Source organism: Streptomyces sp. NPDC089915 (assembly GCF_040684675.1).
Taxonomy (GTDB): Bacteria; Actinomycetota; Actinomycetes; order Streptomycetales; family Streptomycetaceae; genus Streptomyces.
The window spans coordinates 1-18,325 of the sequence record NZ_JBFBGN010000007.1 but is presented as its reverse complement, the minus strand read 5'-3'; the positions used below and the strand labels follow the sequence as shown (position 1 = coordinate 18,325).

Sequence of the window (18,325 nt, the reverse complement as noted above, 5' to 3'; positions counted from 1 at the left end):
CACCGTCCGGCGTCAGACGCCCGCGTAGGAGTGCTTGCCGCTGAGCAGGATGTTCACGCCGTAGTAGTTCCAGATCCAGCAGGCGAAGGCGAAGAGCGCCAGGTAGGCGGCCTTGCGGCCCTTCCAGCCGGCGGTGGCGCGCGCGTGCAGGTAGCAGGCGTACGCCACCCACGTCACGAACGACCAGACCTCCTTGGGGTCCCAGCCCCAGTAGCGGCCCCAGGCGTCGCCGGCCCAGATCGCGCCCGCGACGATGGTGAACGTCCACAGCGGGAAGACGGCCGCGTTGATCCGGTACGAGAACTTGTCGAGGGTGGCCGCCGACGGCATCCGCTCCAGCACCGAGGTGCGGAAGCGGCCCGGGGTCTTCCCGGCCTCCAGGTGGCTCTCGTAACTGTCGCGGAAGAGGTAGAGGACCGCGCCGGCCGCGCCGATGTAGAAGACCGCGCCGCAGAAGATGGCGGTGGAGACGTGGATCCACAGCCAGTACGAGTGCAGGGCCGGGACCAGCTGGTCACTGGCGGTGTACAGCCAGGTGGTGGCGATGCCCAGGTCCAGCAGGACGGAGGTCACCAGGATCAGGCCGAGCCAGCGGACGTTCTTCTTCAGCGCCAGCAGCGCCAGGTAGGCGCCGACGGCGACCGTGGAGAACGTCAGGTTGAACTCGTACATGTTGCCCCAGGGGGCACGCTCCACCGACAGGGCGCGGGAGACCACGCCGGAGGCCTCGATGAGGAAGCCGAGGACGGTCAGCGAGACCGCGATCCGCCCGTACAGGTCGCCCTTCTCGGTGCCGCCGGCCGCGCCGGGGCCGTCCGGGACGTCACGGACGCCGGACGCCGAGCGGGTGACCACCTTCGGCTTGTCGAGGACGGCCGTGCCGCCGCCCTGGGTCCGCACCTGGACGGCGGGCCCCGAGGCGGCCGCGGCGGCCGGGGTCAGCGCGGCGGCCGTACGGCCGACCTTGCTGCGGCCGCCGAAGACCCATTCGGTGATGTGCGCGAAGAAGGCGAGCATGTAGACCGCCATCGACGCGTAGACCAGCTTGTTGCTGAGATCGGCGAGGCTCTCGTTCGTCGCCGCCGCGAGCAGCGTCATGCGCGCTCCCCTTCTTCTTCTGTTGTGGTGTCGGCTTCCGCCGGCCCGGTCTGTGCCGGGCTCGGCGCCGTCTCGTAGAGGGCGGCGGAGAGCGCCGAGAGCTCCTCGGGGAGCTTCGCGGACTCACTGCGGCCCAGGCCCGCCATCTCGACGACGGTCACGCCGTCCTCTCCGCGCACCGCGCGGACCCAGACCCGGCGGCGCTGGATGAACAGGGAGGCGGCCAGACCGCCGATGGCGATCACCGCGCCCCCGAGGGCCAGCCCGGAGGCGGGCTGGTGGGTGACGGAGAAGGTGGCCCAGCGCTCGATGCCCTCGAACTTCACCGTGCCGGCGCCGTCCGGGAGGGTCATCGTCTCCCCGGGCAGCAGCCGCTGCTTGAACAGCTGCCCCTCGGGGTCCTTGAACTCCTGCATCTTGGAGGTGTTCAGCTGGTACACGTTCTGCGGCAGACCCGAGTCCACGCCGAGGCTGCCGTGGTAGGCGCTGAGGGCGAGGACCGGGAAGTTCAGGTCCGGGAACTGGGAGAGCATCGTGCCCTTGCCCGCGCCCGCGAACGTCGGCACGAACATGGCGTTGAAGCCCAGCTGCTCCTTGTCGCCGTTCTTGTTGCGGTAGCCGTCCGGGACCTTCACGGCGCCCGAGGAGCTGAGGTTGGCGTCGAAGGGCAGCATCGGGACGGCGTCCCGGTAGACGACCTTGCCGGTCGGGTCGGTCACCGAGATGACCGGGGCGTAGCCGTGGCCCAGCAGGTAGATCTTCGAGCCGTCGATCTCCAGCGGCTTGTTGACCTCGATCTCGGCCTTCTTCGGCGAGCCCTCGGCGCCCTCGCTGTAGGTGACGTACGCCTTGAAGTCGCGGGCGGTGCCCTTCTGCGGGCCGGCCTTCTCGTAGCTGGCGTCGAACTTGTCCAGGGTGAACGAGAACGGCACCAGGTCGTCGGCGGAGAAGAGGCTGCCGGACTTGAAGTCGTCGTACTGGGTGAGCGTGTTCGAGAAGCCCTTGCCGCGCAGGACGAGCTTGCCGCCCTCGGACTTGAACAGCTGCCCGCAGGCGAAGGCCACGAGCATCACGATCAGGGCGATGTGGAAGGCCAGGTTCCCGGCCTCGCGCAGGTAGCCCTTCTCGGCGGCGACGGCGCTGCCGGCGGCCTCGGTGCGGAAGCGGCGCCCGCCCAGCAGGCCCTTCGCGGAGGCGAGGACCTCCTCCGGGGCCTTGTCCGTGCGCCAGGTCGTGTAGGCCGGCAGCCGGTCCAGGCGGCGCGGCGCCCCCGGCGGGCGGCCGGTGAGCTGGCCGACGAACTGCCAGGTGCGCGGGACGATGCAGCCGATCAGCGAGACGAACAGCAGGATGTAGATCGCGGAGAACCACACCGAGCTGTACACGTCGAAGAGCTGGAGCTTCTCGGCGAGCGGCACCCAGAACTCATGGGTCTTCTTCCACTCCGCGACCTTCATCGCGTCGACCTGGGTCTGCGGGATGAGGGAGCCGGGGATGGAGCCGAGGGAGAGCAGGAACAGCAGGATCAGCGCCACCCGCATGGAGGTGAGCTGGCGCCAGAACCAGCGGGCCCAGCCGATCACCCCGATGCCGACGGGGGCGGCCGAGCTCTCCTCGACGGGGGCCGTGGACAGCTGCGCGCGGGCGGCCTCGTCCTCGTTCGGCGCCTCGGCGGGCGCCTTGTCGGTCGTACTCATGTGCCTGTAGTCCCTCAGATCCCCACCGTGAACCGGTTGGTCCAGCTCTGCATCTCATTGACGATGCTGAACCACATTCCTGTGACGAGCAGCAGACCGGTCACGATCAGCATGCCGCCACCGATGCGCATCACCCACGCGTAGTGCTTCTTCACCCATCCGAACGCGCCCAGCGCCTTGCGGAAGGCGACGGCCGCGAGGATGAACGGCACCCCGAGGCCGAGGCAGTACACGGCGGTCAGCAGGGCGCCCCGGCCGGCGGTGGCCTCGTTGATGGAGAGGGTCCCGACGGCCGCGAGGGTCGGCCCCATGCAGGGGGTCCAGCCGATGCCGAAGAGGACGCCGAGCACGGGAGCCCCGAGCAGACCCGCCGTCGGCTTCTTGTGGAAGCGGAACTCGCGCATCGTCAGGCCCGGGATCCAGCCCATGAAGAAGAGGCCAAGCAGGATCACCAGGCCGCCCATGACCCGGGTGATGATCTCCTTGTTCTCGCCCTGGAAGACCTGGCCGAACTGGCCGAAGAGCGCGCCGGTGGAGACGAAGACCGCGGTGAACCCGAGGACGAACAGACCCGCGCCCGCCACCATCCGGCCCCGGCGCGCCTCCGCGAGGTCGGCGCCGCTGACGCCGGTCACGTACGACAGGTAGCCGGGGACCAGCGGCAGGACGCAGGGGGAGAAGAAGGAGATCAGCCCGGCGAACAGGGCGATCGGCAGCGCGACCAGCAGCCCGCCCGTCAGCACGGTGGTGTTCACGCCGGTCGCCTCGGCGGCGAGGAGGTGCTCGACCACGAGGTCACTGCTCCGCGAGGAGCGGGTCGATCATCGAGCGCAGCTGCTCCTCGTTGACCGCGGCCAGCGTACGGGCCGCGATCTTGCCCTCCTTGTCGAGGACGACGGTGGAGGGGATCGCCGAGGGGTTCAGGGTGCCCTTGGGGAAGCGCAGGATCAGCTTTCCGTCCGGGTCGTACAGGCTCGGGTAGGTGATCCCGAAGTTCTGCTCGAAGGCGGCGGCGTTCTCCGTGCTGTTGTCGCGGGTGTTGATCCCGACGAACGCGACGTCCTTGCCGGCGTCGCCCAGCTCCTTGGACACCTTCGCGAAGTAGGGGGCCTCGGCCCGGCAGGGCGGGCACCAGGAGCCCCACACGTTGAGGACGACGACCTTGCCCTTGAGGGCGGTGGTGTCCAGCGTCTTGCCGTCGACGGTCGCGCCGTCGAGCTTGGGGGCGTCGGTCCGCCCGCCCTTGGCGACGGTGGAGATACCGCTGGGACCCGTCACGTAGTTGCCGCCGGCGGACCCGCCCGACTTGCCGCCGCTGTCGCCGCACGCCGTCAGGGTCAGGGCGCTCGCGAGGGTCACTGCGGTCAGCAGGATGGCGCGGCCGCTGGTCGAGCGGCTGCGGCGGGTGGCGCGGCTAAGGCTCATGTGAAAAGTTTCGCATGAGCGATTTGCCGATCTTCGGCACCCCCCGCCGCCCTGCGGGGCGCCAGGGCCCGGGACACCGCCCCGGACCCCCGACCAGCCACTACGCCCCGAAGGCCTTCGACTTGCCCTTGACCGGCTTGGCGCCCGCCAGGAGGTGCGCCGGGACCAGGTCACGCGCCGGCTCGCTGTAGCCCACCGACACCAGCTTGTCGTCCTGGTAGGTGAACGACGTCAGCGAGGCCAGCGTGCACTGCCGGCGCCGCGGGTCGTGCCACAGCCGCCGCTTCTCCGCGAAGCTCCGCACGATCCAGATCGGCAGCTGGTGGCTGACCGCCACCGCCTCGTGCCCGCGCGCCGCGTCCCGCGCCGCCTCGATCGCGCTCATCATCCGCACGACCTGCTCGACGTACGGCTCGCCCCACGAGGGCTTGAACGGGTTCGTCAGGTGCTTCCAGTTCCCGGGCTTGCGCAGCGCCCCGTCACCGACGCCGAAGGTCTTGCCCTCGAAGACGTTGCCCGCCTCGATCAGCCGCCCGTCGGTGGCCAGCTCCAGGCCGTGCGTCTTCGCGACCGGCGCGGCCGTCTCCTGCGCGCGCTCCAGCGGGGAGGCCACCACGTAGGTGACGTCCCGGTCCTGGAGGTGCTCGGCGACCCGGTCGGCCATCTGCCGGCCCAGCTCGGACAGGTGGTAGCCGGCCCGGCGCCCGTACAGGACCCCGTCGGGGTTGTGGACCTCGCCGTGCCGCATCACGTGGACGACGGTGATGTCGCTCATGCGGTCGCCTCCGCGGCGGCTCGGGCGGCGGCGGGCAGCGCGGCCGCGACGCGCTCGATCGCGCGCTCGTCGTGGGCGGTGGACACGAACCAGGACTCGAACGCCGACGGCGGCAGGTAGACGCCCTGCGACAGCATCGAGTGGAAGAACGCGTTGAAGCGGAAGCCCTCCTGCTTCTTCGCGTCGTCGTAGTCGCGGACCTCGTCCGGGGTGAAGAAGACGGAGAACATGTTGGAGGCCGTCTGCAGCCGGTGCGCCACGCCCTCCTTGGCCAGCGCGCCCGTCACCAGGCCCTGGATCTCCTTCGACACCGCGTCGACCTTCGCGTACGCCGCGTCGTCCAGCAGCCGCAGCTGCGCGAGGCCGGCGGCGGTGGCGACCGGGTTACCGGAGAGCGTGCCCGCCTGGTAGACCGGACCGGCCGGGGCCAGGTGGCCCATGACGTCGGCGCGGCCGCCGAACGCCGCCGCCGGGAAGCCGCCGCCCATGACCTTGCCGAAGGTCATCAGGTCGGGCTTGACGCCGTCGACCCCGTACCAGCCGGCCCGCGAGGTGCGGAATCCGGTCATCACCTCGTCGGAGATGTACAGGGCGCCGTTCTCGCGGCAGACGTCGGCGAGACCCTGGTTGAAGCCCTCCAGGGGGGTGACCACGCCCATGTTGCCGGGGGCGGCCTCGGTGATCACACAGGCGATCTCACCGGGGTGCGCGGCGAAGGCCGCCCGCACCGCGTCGAGGTCGTTGTAGGGGAGCACGATCGTGTCCCCGGCCTGCGCGCCCGTCACACCGGGGGTGTCGGGCAGGGCGAAGGTGGCCAGGCCGGAACCGGCGGCGGCCAGCAGCGCGTCGACGTGACCGTGGTAGCAGCCGGCGAACTTGACGACCTTGGCGCGACCGGTGAAGCCGCGGGCCAGCCGGATCGCCGACATGGTCGCCTCGGTGCCGGAGGACACCAGGCGCACCTGCTCGACGGGCTCGATACGGGCGACGATCTCCTCGGCGAGCGCGACCTCGCCCTCGCCGGGCGTGCCGAAGGAGGTGCCGCGGGCGACCGCGGCCTGGACGGCCTCGATCACCTCGGGGTGGGAGTGGCCGAGGATCATCGGTCCCCACGAGCAGACCAGGTCGACGTACTCACGCCCGTCGGCATCGGTCAGATAGGGACCGGTACCGGACACCATGAACCGGGGCGTACCGCCCACGGCACGGAAGGCGCGGACGGGAGAGTTCACGCCGCCGGGGGTCACGAGGGACGCGCGCTCGAAGAGCGTCTGCGAAACTGGGGCTTCATACGGGTACGGGTAGCTCACACCAGCCATGGTCTCAGAGGCCGCGACAGACTTGCGGAGGGGCGTTTCACCGCGCCGCCTCGGGGGAGGTCACTGCCATGATGATCAGGCTGCGTGGCGGGGGCCGCGAAGCCGGGGCAGGCAATACCAGTCGGGTGGAGATATGCAACGCGGTGGTGGACCGGGCGAGGGTACGGACGGCCTGGACCCGCAGCGCGCCCGCGAGGCCCGCCGCCGAGGCAAGCACCGCCGCACCGCGGAAGCCGCGGAGGCCGCCAACCCCGGCCACACCCCGGAGGACCCGGACCACCACCACGACACCCCACCCGACCGGGACGCCGCGGAGCGGCCGGGCGCAGCGGAGCGGCCGGGTGGCGCGGAGCGCCTCGGCGGGCCGGAGCGCACGGGTGGCGCGGACCGGCGCGACGGCGTGCACCGCGCGGGCGGGCCTGAGCGCACCGGCGGCACGGACCGGCTCGGCGGACCGGAGCGCCTCGGCGGCACGGACCGGCGCGACGGCGTGCACCGCGCGGGTGGGCCTGAGCGCACGGGTGGCGCGGAGCACCTGGGCGGGCCGGAGCGCACGGGCGGCACGGACCGGCGGGACGGTGCGCAGCGGGCCGGCGGGTCGGAGCGGCGGGACGTGACGGGGCCTGCGGGCGGGTCGGACCCGGACGGCACGGAGCGGCCGGACCGGCGCGACGGCGCGCCTCACCGCCGGGACGGGGCCGAGCGCCCGGAGGGCCGGTCGCGCAAGGACGGCCGGGGCCGCCCCGAGCGCACCGCCGGCGCCGCTGGCTCCCCCGACGCCGAGGACCCGGACGGCACCCCCAAGGGCGGCCGCGGCATGGGCGTGACCTACAAGTACTTCGGCGCGCCCGACGGCGCGACGGCCGCGCGGGTACCGGTGACCATGCGCCCGGAGGAGCTGGGCGGCGACGAGCTCGGCATGGGCGGCATGTTCACCAAGATCAAGCCGGAGACCATGGCCGCGATGGTCCTGACCGGCATCGAGGGCATACCGCTGCACAAGGTGCCGCCGCTGGAACTGGTCGTCCTGCACCCGGACTACGCGGTCGTCAAGCTGCCGATGACGGTGGTCGACCCGCTGCGCGGGGTGGGCGAGGAGTCGGTCGGCGCGGCCGCCTTCATCTGGTCGACGGTCCCCGACCGCGGCGGGCCCCGGGACGCCTTCAACGTCTACCAGCTGCTCCACGAGTGGCAGGACTTCTCCCACCGCCTCCACGAGAACGGCCACCAGGCGTACTGCCTCGTCTGGCCGTGACGGGGCCGGCCGCCCATAGCCCCTATAGCCCCGCCAGGGGGCACCTCCCAGCGGTAGCTGGGGGAGTTTGAGGCGCGGGGTCCGGGGCAGAGCCCCGGGGAACGGTGGAAGGGCGGGGCGGGGAGACGGCTCCGCGCAGCGGCCACCCCCACCCCCGGCCCCGCCGGCCCCGGTCAGCCGACCGTGAGGACCACGCGCCCCCGGCCACCCCCCGCGGCAAGCACCGCATGCGCCTCGGCCGCCTCCGCGAGGCCGAACGTCCGCCCGACCCGCAGCGTCAGCTCACCCGCGTCCACCAGCGCGGCCAGCTCCCCGAGACGGACCCCGTCCGCCGCCACCTCCTGCTCGACCACCCGCACCCCCCGCTCCGCGGCCGGCGCCGCCCCCGGGATCAGCCCCACGTACGCCCCGCCGTCCCGGACGAATCCCAGCGCGGCCGCCCCCAGCACCGCCGCGTCGAGCACCCCGTCGACCGGCTCCGCCGGCGCCGACCCGCGCGGTACGAACTCCTTCGCGCCCAGGGACCGTACGAGCTCCTCGTCGCCCTCCCCCGCCAGCGCCGTCACCGTCAGCCCGGCCCGCGCGGCCAGCTGGACCGCGATCCCGCCGACCGACCCGGCCGCGCCGGTGATCAGCACCGAGTCGCCCGCGGCCAGCCCCAGCAGGTCCAGCGCCCGCGCGGCCGTCAGCCCGCTCAGCGGGAGCACGGCGGCGGCGGCCGCGTCGACCGACTCGGGCGCCGCCGCCACCGCGGAGGCGTCGAGCACCGCGTACTCGGCGTGCGTGCCGAGCGGCTTGACCGCGCCGTAGTGCAGCCCGACCACCCGGCGGCCCGGGGTCCACTCCGCCACCCCCGGCCCGACCTCGTCGATCTCCCCCGCCACGTCCCAGCCGAGCCCGATCCGCTGCCCGGCCCCGCCGAAGACGCCCGCGCGCACCGCCCCGTCCACCGGGTTCACCCCGGCGGCCCGCACCCGTACCCGTACCTGCCCGGCCGCCGGGCGCGGTACCTCCACCTCGGCCACCCGCACCTGCTCCGGCCCGCCGAAGCCGTCCACCAGCACGGCCCGCATGGTCTGGATCCCCGTCATCGTCTCTCCCCGTTCACTCGTTCGTCCGTCCGTTCCGATGACCACTAACCTACGGAGAGGTACTCTCTTTTCGTAAGTACGCACTTCGGAGTGCGTACCCGACCCGGAAGTGGGCACCCATGGCCACCCAGACCGCCGCCGCCCGCCGCGAGGACGCCCGCGCCGCCTACGACGCCTTCGTCAAGGACTGCCCCACCTCCCAGCTCCTGGCCCGCATCAGCGACAAGTGGGTCGGCCTCGTCCTCAGCGCCCTCGGCGAGGCCGAACAGGGCTCCCTGCGCTACAGCGAACTCGGCCGCAGGATCCCCGGCGTCAGCCAGAAGATGCTCACCCAGACCCTGCGCTCCCTCGAACGCGACGGCATCGTCACCCGCTCCGTCACCGCCACCGTCCCCGTCCGCGTCGACTACCGCCTCACCGAACTCGGCGGCAGCCTCGGCGGCCTCCTGTCCTCCGTCAAGCGCTGGGCGGAGAACCACTTCGACGAGGTCAGCGCCCACCGCCTCGCCTACGACGAAGGTCGATAATTCAGCCGCGCCGCCCCCGGCCCCGATGGCATGCTGGGACCGTGAACGGTCCCGGCATTGAGCTCACCCTCGCCCCTGAACTGCGCCTCTTCGCCCCGCCCAGCCGGCGCGTCGACCGCGTACCGACCGCCACCGACGGCGCCTCCAGCCTCGGCCACGTCGTCGAATCCGCGGGCGTCCCCCTCACCGAGGTCGGCCGGCTCCTCGCCGACGGCCAGGAGGTGCCCGTCTCGTACGTGCCCAGGGCCGGGCAGTCCGTCGAGGTGTTCGGCGTCGACCGGCCCCAGCGGGTGCCCGGCGCCCCGCTGCGCTTCCTCCTCGACGTCCACCTCGGCACCCTCGCCCGCCGCCTGCGCCTGCTCGGCGTCGACGCCGCCTACGACAACGAGGACCCGGGCGACCCCGCCCTCGCCACCCGCTCCGCCGCCGAGAGCCGCGTCCTGCTCTCCCGCGACCGGGGCCTGCTGCGCCGCCGCGAGCTCTTCGCCGGCGCCTACGTCTACAGCGACAACCCCGACGACCAACTCCGCGACGTCCTCGGCCGGTTCGCCCCCGCCCTCGCCCCCTGGACCCGCTGCACCGCCTGCAACGGCCCCCTCCGGGAGGCCGACAAGGACAGCGTCGGCGACCGGCTGGAGCACGGCACGCAGCGCTCGTACGACGTCTTCGCCCAGTGCGCCGACTGCGAGCGCGTCTACTGGCGCGGCGCCCACCACTCCCGCCTGGAGCGGATCGTCGACGAGGCCCTGGCCGAATTCGGCGACGGCGCAACCGTCTGACACCGCCGGAACCCCTGCCGGGGCCCCTGCCGGGGAGCCTGCCGGGGACCGCACTGGGGACACCGCCGGGGCCTCTGCCGGGGGCCGCACTACGGACACCGCCGGGGACCGCACTGGGGACGCCGCCGGGACACCGCCGGGGACGGCACCGGAGCCGCCGCCGGGAACACCACCCGGGACGCCGCCGCTCAGAACGCGTAGGCGTCCCCGGTGTCCAGCGCCAGCACCACGTGCTCGTCGTTGCCGTGGTTGCGGTCGGCCGCCCCACCGTTCCACCAGGTGTCGATCCGCACCGCCACCTCCGCCGGCCGCTCCCGCAGCGCCAGTACCAGCCCGATGTGCCGGCCCCGCCCGTGCTCCGGCAGCGGCCCCGTCTCGCACACCACCTCGCGCGCCCCCGCCCGCGCGCACCCCGCCGCCAGCTCCTGCGCGTCCGCCAGGTCCGCCGACAGCCGCACCCGGACCGTCGCGTTCGCCAGCCCCGACGGCCCCTCGTTCTGCGGCACCATCCACACCTTCAGCCGCCCCTTCACCAGGGACACCCGCCCGTGGTAGGCCACGTCCGCCTCCGGCCCGGCCCACGCACCCGCGGGCCCCGCCCCGGCCAGCACCAGCAAGCCCGCCACCACCACACTCCGCACGGCACCACGGCGCACCGCCACCACCTCCTCGCGCGGACGGTAACCACCCCGACGAACGGCCGATCGGACCATCACACGAACGAGGGCGAGCCCACCCCCCATTCGCCACCGCTCCCGCACGCGCCCCGTCAGCGCCCCGGCCTATGCTGGCGAGCGTTCGCACGGCACCCGTACGAACGACCGAGCACGCCCGGCGCCCCACACCGCGCCCGGCCCCGCGACCGCACATCGCGACCGAACGAGGAGCCCCGCCCATGAGCACGCGCACGGCCACCCGAACCGCCGTAGTCACCGGCGCGAGCAGCGGAATCGGCGCGGCCACCGCCCGTCAGCTCGCCGCCGCCGGCTACCACGTCGTCCTCACCGCCCGCCGCAAGGACCGCATCGAGGCCCTCGCCGCCGAGCTCACCGCCGCCGGGCACGAGGCCACCGCCCACGCCCTCGACGTCACCGACCGCCCCGCCGTGGACGCCTTCGCCGCCTCCCTGACCCGCTGCGACGTACTCGTCAACAACGCCGGCGGCGCCATCGGCGCCGAGCCCGTCGCCACCGGCGACCCGGCCGACTGGCGCACGATGTACGAGGTCAACGTCATCGGCACGCTCAACGTCACCCAGGCGCTCCTGCCCGCCCTCACCGAGAGCGGCGACGGCACGGTCGTCGTCCTCTCCTCCACGGCCGGCCACGCCACCTACGAGGGCGGTGCGGGCTACGTCGCCGCCAAGAACGGCGCCCGCGTCCTCGCCGAGACCCTCCGCCTGGAGATCGTCGGCCAGCCGGTCCGCGTCATCGAGATCGCCCCCGGCATGGTCAAGACCGAGGAGTTCGCCACCACCCGCTTCCGCGGCGACGCGGAGAAGGCGGAGAAGGTGTACGCGGGCGTCGCGCACCCCCTCTCCGCCGACGACGTGGCCGACACCATCACCTGGGCGGTGACCCGCCCCAGCCACGTCAACATCGACCTCCTCGTGGTCCGCCCCCGCGCCCAGGCCTCGAACACGAAGGTCCACCGCGAGCTGTAGCCCGCCCCGGCGGACCGGGCCCGGTCAACCGGACCCGGTCGGACCGGCCCGGCTAGACCAGCCCGGCCGCCTTCAGGTGCGGCATCAGGGGCGCGGGCTTGAGCCCCGCGGCCCGTGCCGCGCCCAGCGCCCGGTCCAGGTCCGCCGCCAGCGTCGGCGTGAAGTGCAGCAGCACGATGTCCCCGGCCTTCAGCTGCGGGGTCGGGGGCGTCTGGCTCCAGGTGGTGAAGTCGTACGTCCAGGTGACGAGCGCCTTCACCCCGCAGGCCTTGGCCGCGAGCCGCACGTCGTCGTTGACCGCCCCGTAGGGCGGCCGCAGCAGCTTGGGCGTCTTCCCGAACGTCTCCGCCAGCCGCTCCCCGGCCCCGCACACCTCGGCGTCCTTGCCGGCCGCGTCCAGCGTGGTCAGGTCGGGATGGTTGACGGTGTGGTTCTCCACCGTGACCCGGCCCCCGTCGACGAGATCGGTGAAGTACCCGGTGTCATAGGCGGTGGCCCCGGGCAACAGGAACAGGGACGCGGGCACCCGCTTCTCCACGAGCACGCGCGCGGCTTCGGCGTCATGCGTCCACCCGTCGTCGATGGTGATGAACACGACCTTCTCCGAGGTCGGCACATGCGCCACGACGGGCGGCAACCCCACGGCGGCCTGAGCCGCCCCAGCGCCCCCGACCCCCAGCGACAACGCCGCGAGAGCGGCGAGGAACACACGAGTTCTCCACATGCCGCACACCCTGGTCTAGACCAACTCCGACCGTCAACCCCCGCGCCACAAGTGGAAGTTGCACCCCGCACAAGCCCGAAGGGCCCGTCCGGGTGAATCCACACGAATCGTCGGCGGGCACCGCTACGCTCCGAAAGCGTGAGCCACGAAAGGGAGGAAGCTATGGCCGTGATGCAGCACGAGACCACGATCGCGGAAGCCGCCGGTCGACTCTCCAGGGAGCTTCCCAGGCACCGAGTGGAGATTCTCCAGGGGAGGCTCACCGTGACACCACCACCCGCCGACGGGCGTCACGCCCGCACACTGAGCAGGCTCACCGTGGCCTTTCACGAGGCCGGGGCGATGAAAGCGGGACTGGAGTTCCTTCAGGGAATCGGCATCTGGCTGCCCACCGGACCCGACGACTACGCCATCCCGGACTTCGCGCTCGTCAGCAAGGACTTCCTGGACTTCAAGGGCCGGAACAACTGCTACTCGCCCGAGGTGTTCCGCCTCATCGTCGAGGTGACCTCCTCGAACTGGTCAGATGACCTCGGCTCCAAGGTCGACTCCTACGCGAAGGCCGACGTGCCCTTCTACATCATCGCCGACCGCCGCCACGACGAGGTCGTCGTCTGCCGTGACCCGCGCAACGGCACCTACCGCATGCGAACGTCCCACAAGCGGGGCACCTCCGTCACCGTCCCGGAGCACGTCGGCGTGACCCTGGACCTCCCGGTGGACCTCCTCCTCGACGGCGAGTAAGGGCCGCGCGCACGCGAAGGGGACCGGACCGCAGTCGGTCCGGGCCCCCGCGCACCCCCGTCAGCCCTTGACGCAGATGACCTGCTTCAGCTTCGCCACGACCTTCACCAGGTCCGTCTGCTGGTCGATGACCTGCTCGATCGACTTGTAGGCGCCCGGGATCTCGTCCACGACGCCCGAGTCCTTGCGGCACTCCACGCCCCGGGTCTGCTCCGCCAGGTCCCGCGCGGAGAACCGCTTCTTCGCCGCCGTGCGGCTCATCTTGCGGCCCGCGCCGTGCGAGGCGGAGTTGAAGGACTTCTCGTTCCCGAGGCCCTTCACGATGTACGAGCCCGTACCCATCGAGCCCGGGATGATCCCGTACTCGCCACTGCCGGCGCGGATCGCGCCCTTGCGGGTGACCAGCAGGTCCATGCCGTCGTACCGCTCCTCCGCCACGTAGTTGTGGTGGCAGCTGATCTCCTGCTCGAAGGAGACCTTCGCCTTGCGGAACTCCTTCCGGATGACCTCCTTGAACAGGCTCATCATCGCGGCACGGTTGTACTTGGCATACTCCTGCGCCCAGAAGAGGTCGTTGCGGTACGCCTCCATCTCCGGGGTCGCGGCGAGGAAGACGGCCAGGTCCCGGTCGACCAGGTTCTGGTTGTGGGCCAGACCTCGGGCCACCCCGATGTGGTGCGCGGCGAGCTCGTTGCCGATGCCGCGGGAGCCGGAGTGCAGCATCAGCCAGACCGAGCCCGACTCATCGAGACAGAACTCGATGAAGTGGTTCCCGGATCCGAGCGTTCCGACCTGCCTGACCGCACGGTCCTGACGGAACTTGACCTCATCGGCGATGTAGTCGAAGCGCTGCCAGAGGTCCGCGTACCCCGTCTCCGAGAACCCGTACAGCCTCCCCGGATCCACCGCCTCCCTGTGCATCCCCGCCCCCACGGGAATCGCCTGCTCGATGCGCGACCTCAGCTTCGACAGGTCCCCCGGGAGGTCGTTCGCCGTGAGGGAGGTCTTCACCGCCGACATGCCGCAGCCGATGTCCACCCCCACCGCCGCCGGGCACACCGCGTCCTTCATCGCGATCACCGAGCCGACCGTCGCGCCCTTGCCGTAGTGGACGTCCGGCATCACGGCCAGGCCCTTGATCCACGGGAGCCCGGCGGTGTTCTGCAACTGCCGCATCGCGCTGTCCTCGACCGACGCGGGATCCGTCCACATCCTGATCGGGACTTTCGCCCCGGGCACCTCTACATACGACATAACAGAACAATCCCCCGAAAACATAAGAAAGGTAGGAGTACGCGAAAAGCCGCGCTCATACCCCCAAACCAGACAGGGAACCGGCGCCGGCACCAGCGTGTGCGATAGACATTGTGTCCATCCGTGCCCAACTCGCGGCAACGGATTTTCCCGAGGACGCCAAGGAAGCCAGAGGAGCGAGTGAAGCCGATGGACCTGGAGCGCACGCGCGTACGCCGTCGCCGAATCCTGCCGGGCATCGCGATGCTCACCGTGCTCGCGGCCGGCGCGACCGCGTGCACCGGCGGCAGCGGGATCGGGATCAGCAGCGACCAGAAGAACGGCGGCGGAACCGCCGCCCCGGCCCAGCCCGGCAAGTACCGCAGCCTCCCGCAGCCCTGCAAGGCCGTCGACGGCAAGCGGCTGCGGGCCATGCTCCCGGCCACCGACTCCCTCACCACCGAGCAGCGCGAACAGCTCTACGCCGGGACCGCCGAGCCCTCCTACGACGCCGACCGGCACGTCGGCTGCCGCTGGAACGCGCAGACCCCCGAGGCGAACCTGCTGCTGTCGGTCACCTTCGAGCGGGTCGTCTCCTACGACCGCGCCGCCGCGAGCGACGACGAGAAGGCCCGGCAGGTGTACGTGCGCCGGCTGACGGACGCCCACCTGCCCTTCCCCGGACCGGCCACCAGCCCCGGCCCCACCCCCGGCACCGGCACGGCTCCGAGCGGCGCTCCGAGCACCGCTCCGAGCACCGGTACGAGTCCCGCCCCCGGCGCGCCCGAGGCCCCGCCGTCCGTCGCCCCCGTCCCGGCTTCCCCCTCCCCCTCCCCCACCGGCTCCCCCGAGCTGGGCTCGCGCGTGCTGGAGGGGCTGGGGAGCGAGGGGTTCCTCGACGACAAGCTGAGCGCGGCCGGCGCCACCGCCGCGCAGGCCCGCACGGTGCGGATCGTGTTCCGCACCTCGAACGTCATCGTCACGGTCGAGTACAGCGTCCAGCCCACCGCCCCGGGCAAGGTCCCGCCCGCCGGGGAAACGCAGGACAAGGCGCGCCAGTTGGCCGAGGCCCTCGCGGAGCGGTTCAGCGAGTGAGCGCGCCGCCCCAGGGGGGCGCGCACGGCCCGCGTGACGGCGCGCACAGCAGCCGGACGCCGGGTCGGGCTACCGTTGCGGGGGTCCCACACCCCTGGAGCACGACCCCGAGCACGACCCCGAAGCACCGAGATGTCCCCAACGTCTGAAGGAACCATGCACCGATCAGCCTCGCGCCTCACCCGCGTTCTCGCCTGCGCAGCCGTCCCGGTGATCCTCACCGTCGCCGGCTGCTCCTCCGACTCGGGGAAGTCCTCCTCCGGCTCGGACTCCGGCAAGAAGTCCTCGTCGTCCTCCTCGTCCGCCAAGCCGAGCGCGAAGGGCTCGACCGAGCTGGAGAAGGTGGCGTTCGCGAAGCTGCCGGACCCCTGCAAGGCGGTGCCCGCCAAGACCATCGAGTCCCTCGTCCACGACGCGAAGGACAAGAACGGTACGGCCGCCAAGTCGAACGACCTCGCCAACCGCGCCAGCTGCTCCTGGAACGGCCTGGACACGGACGGCACGAAGGGCTCGCAGTACCGGTGGCTCTCCGTGTCCCTGGTGCGCTACGACTCGCACGCCTCCCTCGGCAGCGGCAACAAGCGCGCGGAGGAGCAGTACAACAAGCAGATCGAGCTGGCGAAGACCACCAAGGACGCGCACGACGTCAAGGCCGAGCAGGCCGACGGGGTCGGCGACCAGGGCACGTCCGTGATCTACGGGATCAAGAAGGACGTCGACTTCTTCAACACGACCGTCGTCGCCCGCACCCAGAACGTCGTGATCACGCTCGACTTCAACGGTGCCGCCTACGAGGGCGCCGGCGCTCCCGACCAGGGCAAGATGCTCCAGGACGCGATCGCCGCGGCCAAGGAGGTCGTGACCTCGGTCGCCAACGGCGGCAACGACCAGGCGCCTTCCGGCTCCGAGTCCCCGTCGGGCTCCGCCGCCCCGTCGGCTTCGGCCTCGCCCAAGCAGTAGGGGCCTACGGAGCGGGTGACACAGGGTCACCCGTACGCTGTGCCTGCCTGTAGCTCTGCAAGGGGAGGGATCGCGAGTGGCCGCGATGCAGCTGACTCGTACGCACCGGATTCTCGTCGGTGTCGTGGTCGCCGGAGCCGTCGTCATCGCGGGTATCGGTTTCGCGGGCTCGTACGCCGCGGTCCGGGCGCTGGCGCTGAAGAAAGGCTTCGGCAGCTTCTCGCTGGTGTTCCCGATCGGGATCGACGCGGGCATCTGCGTGCTGCTCGCGCTGGACCTGCTGCTGACCTGGATCCGGATCCCGTTCCCCCTGCTGCGGCAGACGGCCTGGCTGCTGACGGCGGCGACGATCGCGTTCAACGGCGCGGCGGCCTGGCCGGATCCGCTGGGCGTGGGCATGCACGCGGTGATCCCGGTGCTGTTCGTGGTCACGGTGGAGGCGGCGCGGCACGCCGTCGGCCGGATCGCGGACATCACCGCGGACCGGCACATGGAGGGCGTGCGGATCACCCGCTGGCTGCTCTCCCCCTTTCCGACGTTCAAGCTGTGGCGCCGGATGAAGCTGTGGGAGCTGCGCTCGTACGAGCAGGCGGTCGGGATGGAGCAGGACCGGCTGATCTACCAGGCGCGGCTCCAGGCCCGGTTCGGCCGGGCGTGGCGGCGCAAGGCGCCGGTGGAGGCCCTGATGCCGCTGCGGCTGGCCCGGATCGGCGTCCCCCTGTCGCGGACGGCCCCGGAGGGGCTGGCGGCGGCGGGCATCGACCCGGTGCTGTTGCCTCCGGCGGTCATGGCGGGTCCGGCCCTCGCGGCGGGCCAGACCGTCCCGGCCGGCCCCGCCCTCGCGGCGGGCCAGGCGGGTGCGGCGTTCGCCGCGGGCGCGGCGGGCCTCGCGGGTCAGGCCGTCCCGGCCGGTCAGGCGCTTGAGGCGGGCGTCCCGGGTGCGGGCGTCGGCAACGGCCTCCCGGCGGCCCAGACGGCAGCGGCGGGGTCGGCGCTTGCCGCAGACGCGGCCGGCGTCGCGGGCACGGGGGCCGGTACCGGCCCCGCCCTCCCCGCCGGCCAGGCCGCAGCGGCCGGTCAGCCGGGCATCGCGGGTGCGGCGGGCGTCGGCAACGGTCCCGCCTTCCCGGCGGGCCAAGCGGCAGCGGCGGGGTCGGCGCTTGCCGCAGACGCCGGTCAGGCCGCCACGGCCGGTCCGGCCCTCGCCGCAGGCGCGGCGGGCGCGGCCGGTGCCGTGGCCGGTCCGGCCGGCGGTGCGGGTCCCGAGGGGGCCGGCGGGCCGGCGGGTGCCCCCGTGGCCGTGCCTGCCCAGGCGGCGAACGCGCACTCCGACGGGTACGACGCCCAGGCCGAGGTGCCCGAGCAGTGGGAGGGGCTGGACCGGGCCGCCGCGCGGCAGGCGCAGGCGCGGCTCGCGCACGCTCCGGCGCCCTTCGCGGTGGCCCCCGAGGCCATGCCCGCCGCCCACGACAGCGCCTGGTTCGCCGGGCCGAGGGCCCCGCAGGCGGAGTACGAGGGCGGCTACGACCGGCAGTACGCCGAGGCTCCCCACGCCGACCACCCGGAGGCGCCCGGCACGCCCGACGCGCCCCAGCCGCCCCAGGCGGCCGACGCCGACGCCGACGCCGACGCCGACGAGGCGCACGACGCCCTCGACCAGGAGAAGTTCGAGGAAGCGGCGTACGAGGCCTACCACGCCCACGTGGAGGCGAACCGAGCCCACCCGACCGCCCAGCAGCTGGACCAGGAACTCACCGCGAGCTACGGGTTGTCCCGCCCGGACAGCGTCTCGGTCATCGACGCCATGCTGCCGGCGCTGAAGCAGCGCTACCAGCGCCACCTGGAGAACAAGTTCATCTCCTGATCCGGCCGGCCAGGCCAGGCCATGCCGAGGGAACGCGGTCTGGCCACCTTCGCCCGGCCGCGACTGGCCGGAGCCG

Annotated in this window: 18 protein-coding genes; 8 read left to right on the top strand and 10 right to left on the bottom strand. The window is 72.6% G+C overall.

The genetic code is table 11. The features are described 5' to 3' along the window. Positions 1–12: 12 nt before the first annotated feature. From ccsB to hemL, 6 genes are all read right to left on the bottom strand, one after another. Positions 13–1,098: a c-type cytochrome biogenesis protein CcsB gene (gene ccsB / locus AB0O29_RS03860; RefSeq protein WP_365145590.1), complete on the bottom strand. Its 1,086-nt coding sequence runs from the start codon at positions 1,096–1,098 to the stop codon at positions 13–15. Then, entirely contained in the window at positions 1,095–2,795 is a 1,701-nt protein-coding gene (locus AB0O29_RS03855) for a cytochrome c biogenesis protein ResB (RefSeq protein ID WP_365145587.1), read from the bottom strand. Before AB0O29_RS03855 ends, ccsB begins: the two co-directional genes overlap by 4 nt. Before the next feature lie 14 nt (positions 2,796–2,809). Continuing rightward, positions 2,810–3,586: a cytochrome c biogenesis protein CcdA gene (locus AB0O29_RS03850; protein WP_365145584.1), complete on the bottom strand. Its 777-nt coding sequence runs from the start codon at positions 3,584–3,586 to the stop codon at positions 2,810–2,812. Positions 3,587–3,590: 4 nt separating this feature from the next. Then, positions 3,591–4,220, bottom strand: coding sequence for a TlpA disulfide reductase family protein (locus AB0O29_RS03845; RefSeq protein ID WP_365145581.1), 630 nt, complete (start codon positions 4,218–4,220; stop codon positions 3,591–3,593). A gap of 100 nt (positions 4,221–4,320) precedes the next feature. Then, positions 4,321–4,995 carry a histidine phosphatase family protein gene (locus AB0O29_RS03840; protein ID WP_365145578.1) on the bottom strand — a complete coding sequence of 225 codons (675 nt, stop codon included), beginning with the start codon at positions 4,993–4,995 and terminating at the stop codon, positions 4,321–4,323. Beyond that, complete coding sequence (hemL, locus tag AB0O29_RS03835; RefSeq protein WP_365145575.1) at positions 4,992–6,314, bottom strand: glutamate-1-semialdehyde 2,1-aminomutase; 1,323 nt, start codon at positions 6,312–6,314, stop codon at positions 4,992–4,994. Before hemL ends, AB0O29_RS03840 begins: the two co-directional genes overlap by 4 nt. A gap of 817 nt (positions 6,315–7,131) precedes the next feature. On the opposite strand from hemL, the gene AB0O29_RS03830 reads away from it, so the two are divergent. Continuing rightward, a complete protein-coding gene (locus AB0O29_RS03830) occupies positions 7,132–7,569 on the top strand; it encodes a hypothetical protein (RefSeq protein WP_344151394.1) in 438 nt (145 codons plus the stop codon). A 173-nt stretch (positions 7,570–7,742) separates the two neighbouring features. On the opposite strand, the gene AB0O29_RS03825 is transcribed toward AB0O29_RS03830, so the two are convergent. Next, positions 7,743–8,642 (bottom strand): NADP-dependent oxidoreductase, encoded by a 900-nt coding sequence (locus tag AB0O29_RS03825; RefSeq protein ID WP_365145798.1) that lies wholly within the window; start codon positions 8,640–8,642, stop codon positions 7,743–7,745. Between the two features lie 137 nt (positions 8,643–8,779). Between AB0O29_RS03825 and AB0O29_RS03820 the strand changes: the two genes are divergently transcribed. Then, positions 8,780–9,187, top strand: a complete 408-nt coding sequence (locus tag AB0O29_RS03820) for a helix-turn-helix domain-containing protein (RefSeq protein ID WP_365145572.1) — start codon at positions 8,780–8,782, stop codon at positions 9,185–9,187. 41 nt (positions 9,188–9,228) lie between these two features. After that, positions 9,229–9,966: a Mut7-C RNAse domain-containing protein gene (locus AB0O29_RS03815; RefSeq protein WP_365145569.1), complete on the top strand. Its 738-nt coding sequence runs from the start codon at positions 9,229–9,231 to the stop codon at positions 9,964–9,966. A gap of 188 nt (positions 9,967–10,154) precedes the next feature. Here the strand turns inward: AB0O29_RS03815 and AB0O29_RS03810 are convergent, their stop codons facing one another. Next, positions 10,155–10,592, bottom strand: a complete 438-nt coding sequence (locus AB0O29_RS03810) for a hypothetical protein (RefSeq protein WP_365145566.1) — start codon at positions 10,590–10,592, stop codon at positions 10,155–10,157. 269 nt (positions 10,593–10,861) lie between these two features. Here AB0O29_RS03810 and AB0O29_RS03805 point away from each other — a divergent pair, with 269 nt between their 5' ends. Then, on the top strand, positions 10,862–11,629 hold the full coding sequence (locus AB0O29_RS03805) for an SDR family oxidoreductase (protein ID WP_365145563.1): 768 nt from the start codon (positions 10,862–10,864) through the stop codon (positions 11,627–11,629). Between the two features lie 52 nt (positions 11,630–11,681). Here the strand turns inward: AB0O29_RS03805 and AB0O29_RS03800 are convergent, their stop codons facing one another. Then, complete coding sequence (locus tag AB0O29_RS03800; RefSeq protein ID WP_365145560.1) at positions 11,682–12,254, bottom strand: polysaccharide deacetylase family protein; 573 nt, start codon at positions 12,252–12,254, stop codon at positions 11,682–11,684. Between the two features lie 336 nt (positions 12,255–12,590). On the opposite strand from AB0O29_RS03800, the gene AB0O29_RS03795 reads away from it, so the two are divergent. Then, positions 12,591–13,097, top strand: coding sequence for a Uma2 family endonuclease (locus AB0O29_RS03795; RefSeq protein ID WP_365145557.1), 507 nt, complete (start codon positions 12,591–12,593; stop codon positions 13,095–13,097). Between the two features lie 60 nt (positions 13,098–13,157). Here the strand turns inward: AB0O29_RS03795 and AB0O29_RS03790 are convergent, their stop codons facing one another. Further along, positions 13,158–14,351 carry an RtcB family protein gene (locus AB0O29_RS03790; RefSeq protein ID WP_365145554.1) on the bottom strand — a complete coding sequence of 398 codons (1,194 nt, stop codon included), beginning with the start codon at positions 14,349–14,351 and terminating at the stop codon, positions 13,158–13,160. 189 nt (positions 14,352–14,540) lie between these two features. Here AB0O29_RS03790 and AB0O29_RS03785 point away from each other — a divergent pair, with 189 nt between their 5' ends. The 3 genes from AB0O29_RS03785 to AB0O29_RS03775 all read left to right on the top strand — a co-directional run bounded on the left by AB0O29_RS03785 (position 14,541) and on the right by AB0O29_RS03775 (position 18,249). Then, entirely contained in the window at positions 14,541–15,425 is an 885-nt protein-coding gene (locus AB0O29_RS03785) for a DUF3558 domain-containing protein (protein WP_365145795.1), read from the top strand. Positions 15,426–15,581: 156 nt separating this feature from the next. Next, positions 15,582–16,385 carry a DUF3558 family protein gene (locus tag AB0O29_RS03780; protein WP_365145551.1) on the top strand — a complete coding sequence of 268 codons (804 nt, stop codon included), beginning with the start codon at positions 15,582–15,584 and terminating at the stop codon, positions 16,383–16,385. A 76-nt stretch (positions 16,386–16,461) separates the two neighbouring features. Next, positions 16,462–18,249, top strand: coding sequence for a DUF2637 domain-containing protein (locus tag AB0O29_RS03775; protein WP_365145549.1), 1,788 nt, complete (start codon positions 16,462–16,464; stop codon positions 18,247–18,249). The last annotated feature ends 76 nt before the right edge of the window (positions 18,250–18,325 follow it).

Coding starts and splice junctions, on each gene's coding strand:
- ccsB (WP_365145590.1), bottom strand. CDS start 1,098: ATGACGCTGCTCGCGGCGGCGACGAACGAGAGCCTCGCCGATCTCAGC.
- AB0O29_RS03855 (WP_365145587.1), bottom strand. CDS start 2,795: ATGAGTACGACCGACAAGGCGCCCGCCGAGGCGCCGAACGAGGACGAG.
- AB0O29_RS03845 (WP_365145581.1), bottom strand. CDS start 4,220: ATGAGCCTTAGCCGCGCCACCCGCCGCAGCCGCTCGACCAGCGGCCGC.
- AB0O29_RS03840 (WP_365145578.1), bottom strand. CDS start 4,995: ATGAGCGACATCACCGTCGTCCACGTGATGCGGCACGGCGAGGTCCAC.
- hemL (WP_365145575.1), bottom strand. CDS start 6,314: ATGGCTGGTGTGAGCTACCCGTACCCGTATGAAGCCCCAGTTTCGCAG.
- AB0O29_RS03830 (WP_344151394.1), top strand. CDS start 7,132: ATGGGCGTGACCTACAAGTACTTCGGCGCGCCCGACGGCGCGACGGCC.
- AB0O29_RS03825 (WP_365145798.1), bottom strand. CDS start 8,642: ATGCGGGCCGTGCTGGTGGACGGCTTCGGCGGGCCGGAGCAGGTGCGG.
- AB0O29_RS03820 (WP_365145572.1), top strand. CDS start 8,780: ATGGCCACCCAGACCGCCGCCGCCCGCCGCGAGGACGCCCGCGCCGCC.
- AB0O29_RS03805 (WP_365145563.1), top strand. CDS start 10,862: ATGAGCACGCGCACGGCCACCCGAACCGCCGTAGTCACCGGCGCGAGC.
- AB0O29_RS03790 (WP_365145554.1), bottom strand. CDS start 14,351: ATGTCGTATGTAGAGGTGCCCGGGGCGAAAGTCCCGATCAGGATGTGG.
- AB0O29_RS03785 (WP_365145795.1), top strand. CDS start 14,541: ATGGACCTGGAGCGCACGCGCGTACGCCGTCGCCGAATCCTGCCGGGC.
- AB0O29_RS03780 (WP_365145551.1), top strand. CDS start 15,582: ATGCACCGATCAGCCTCGCGCCTCACCCGCGTTCTCGCCTGCGCAGCC.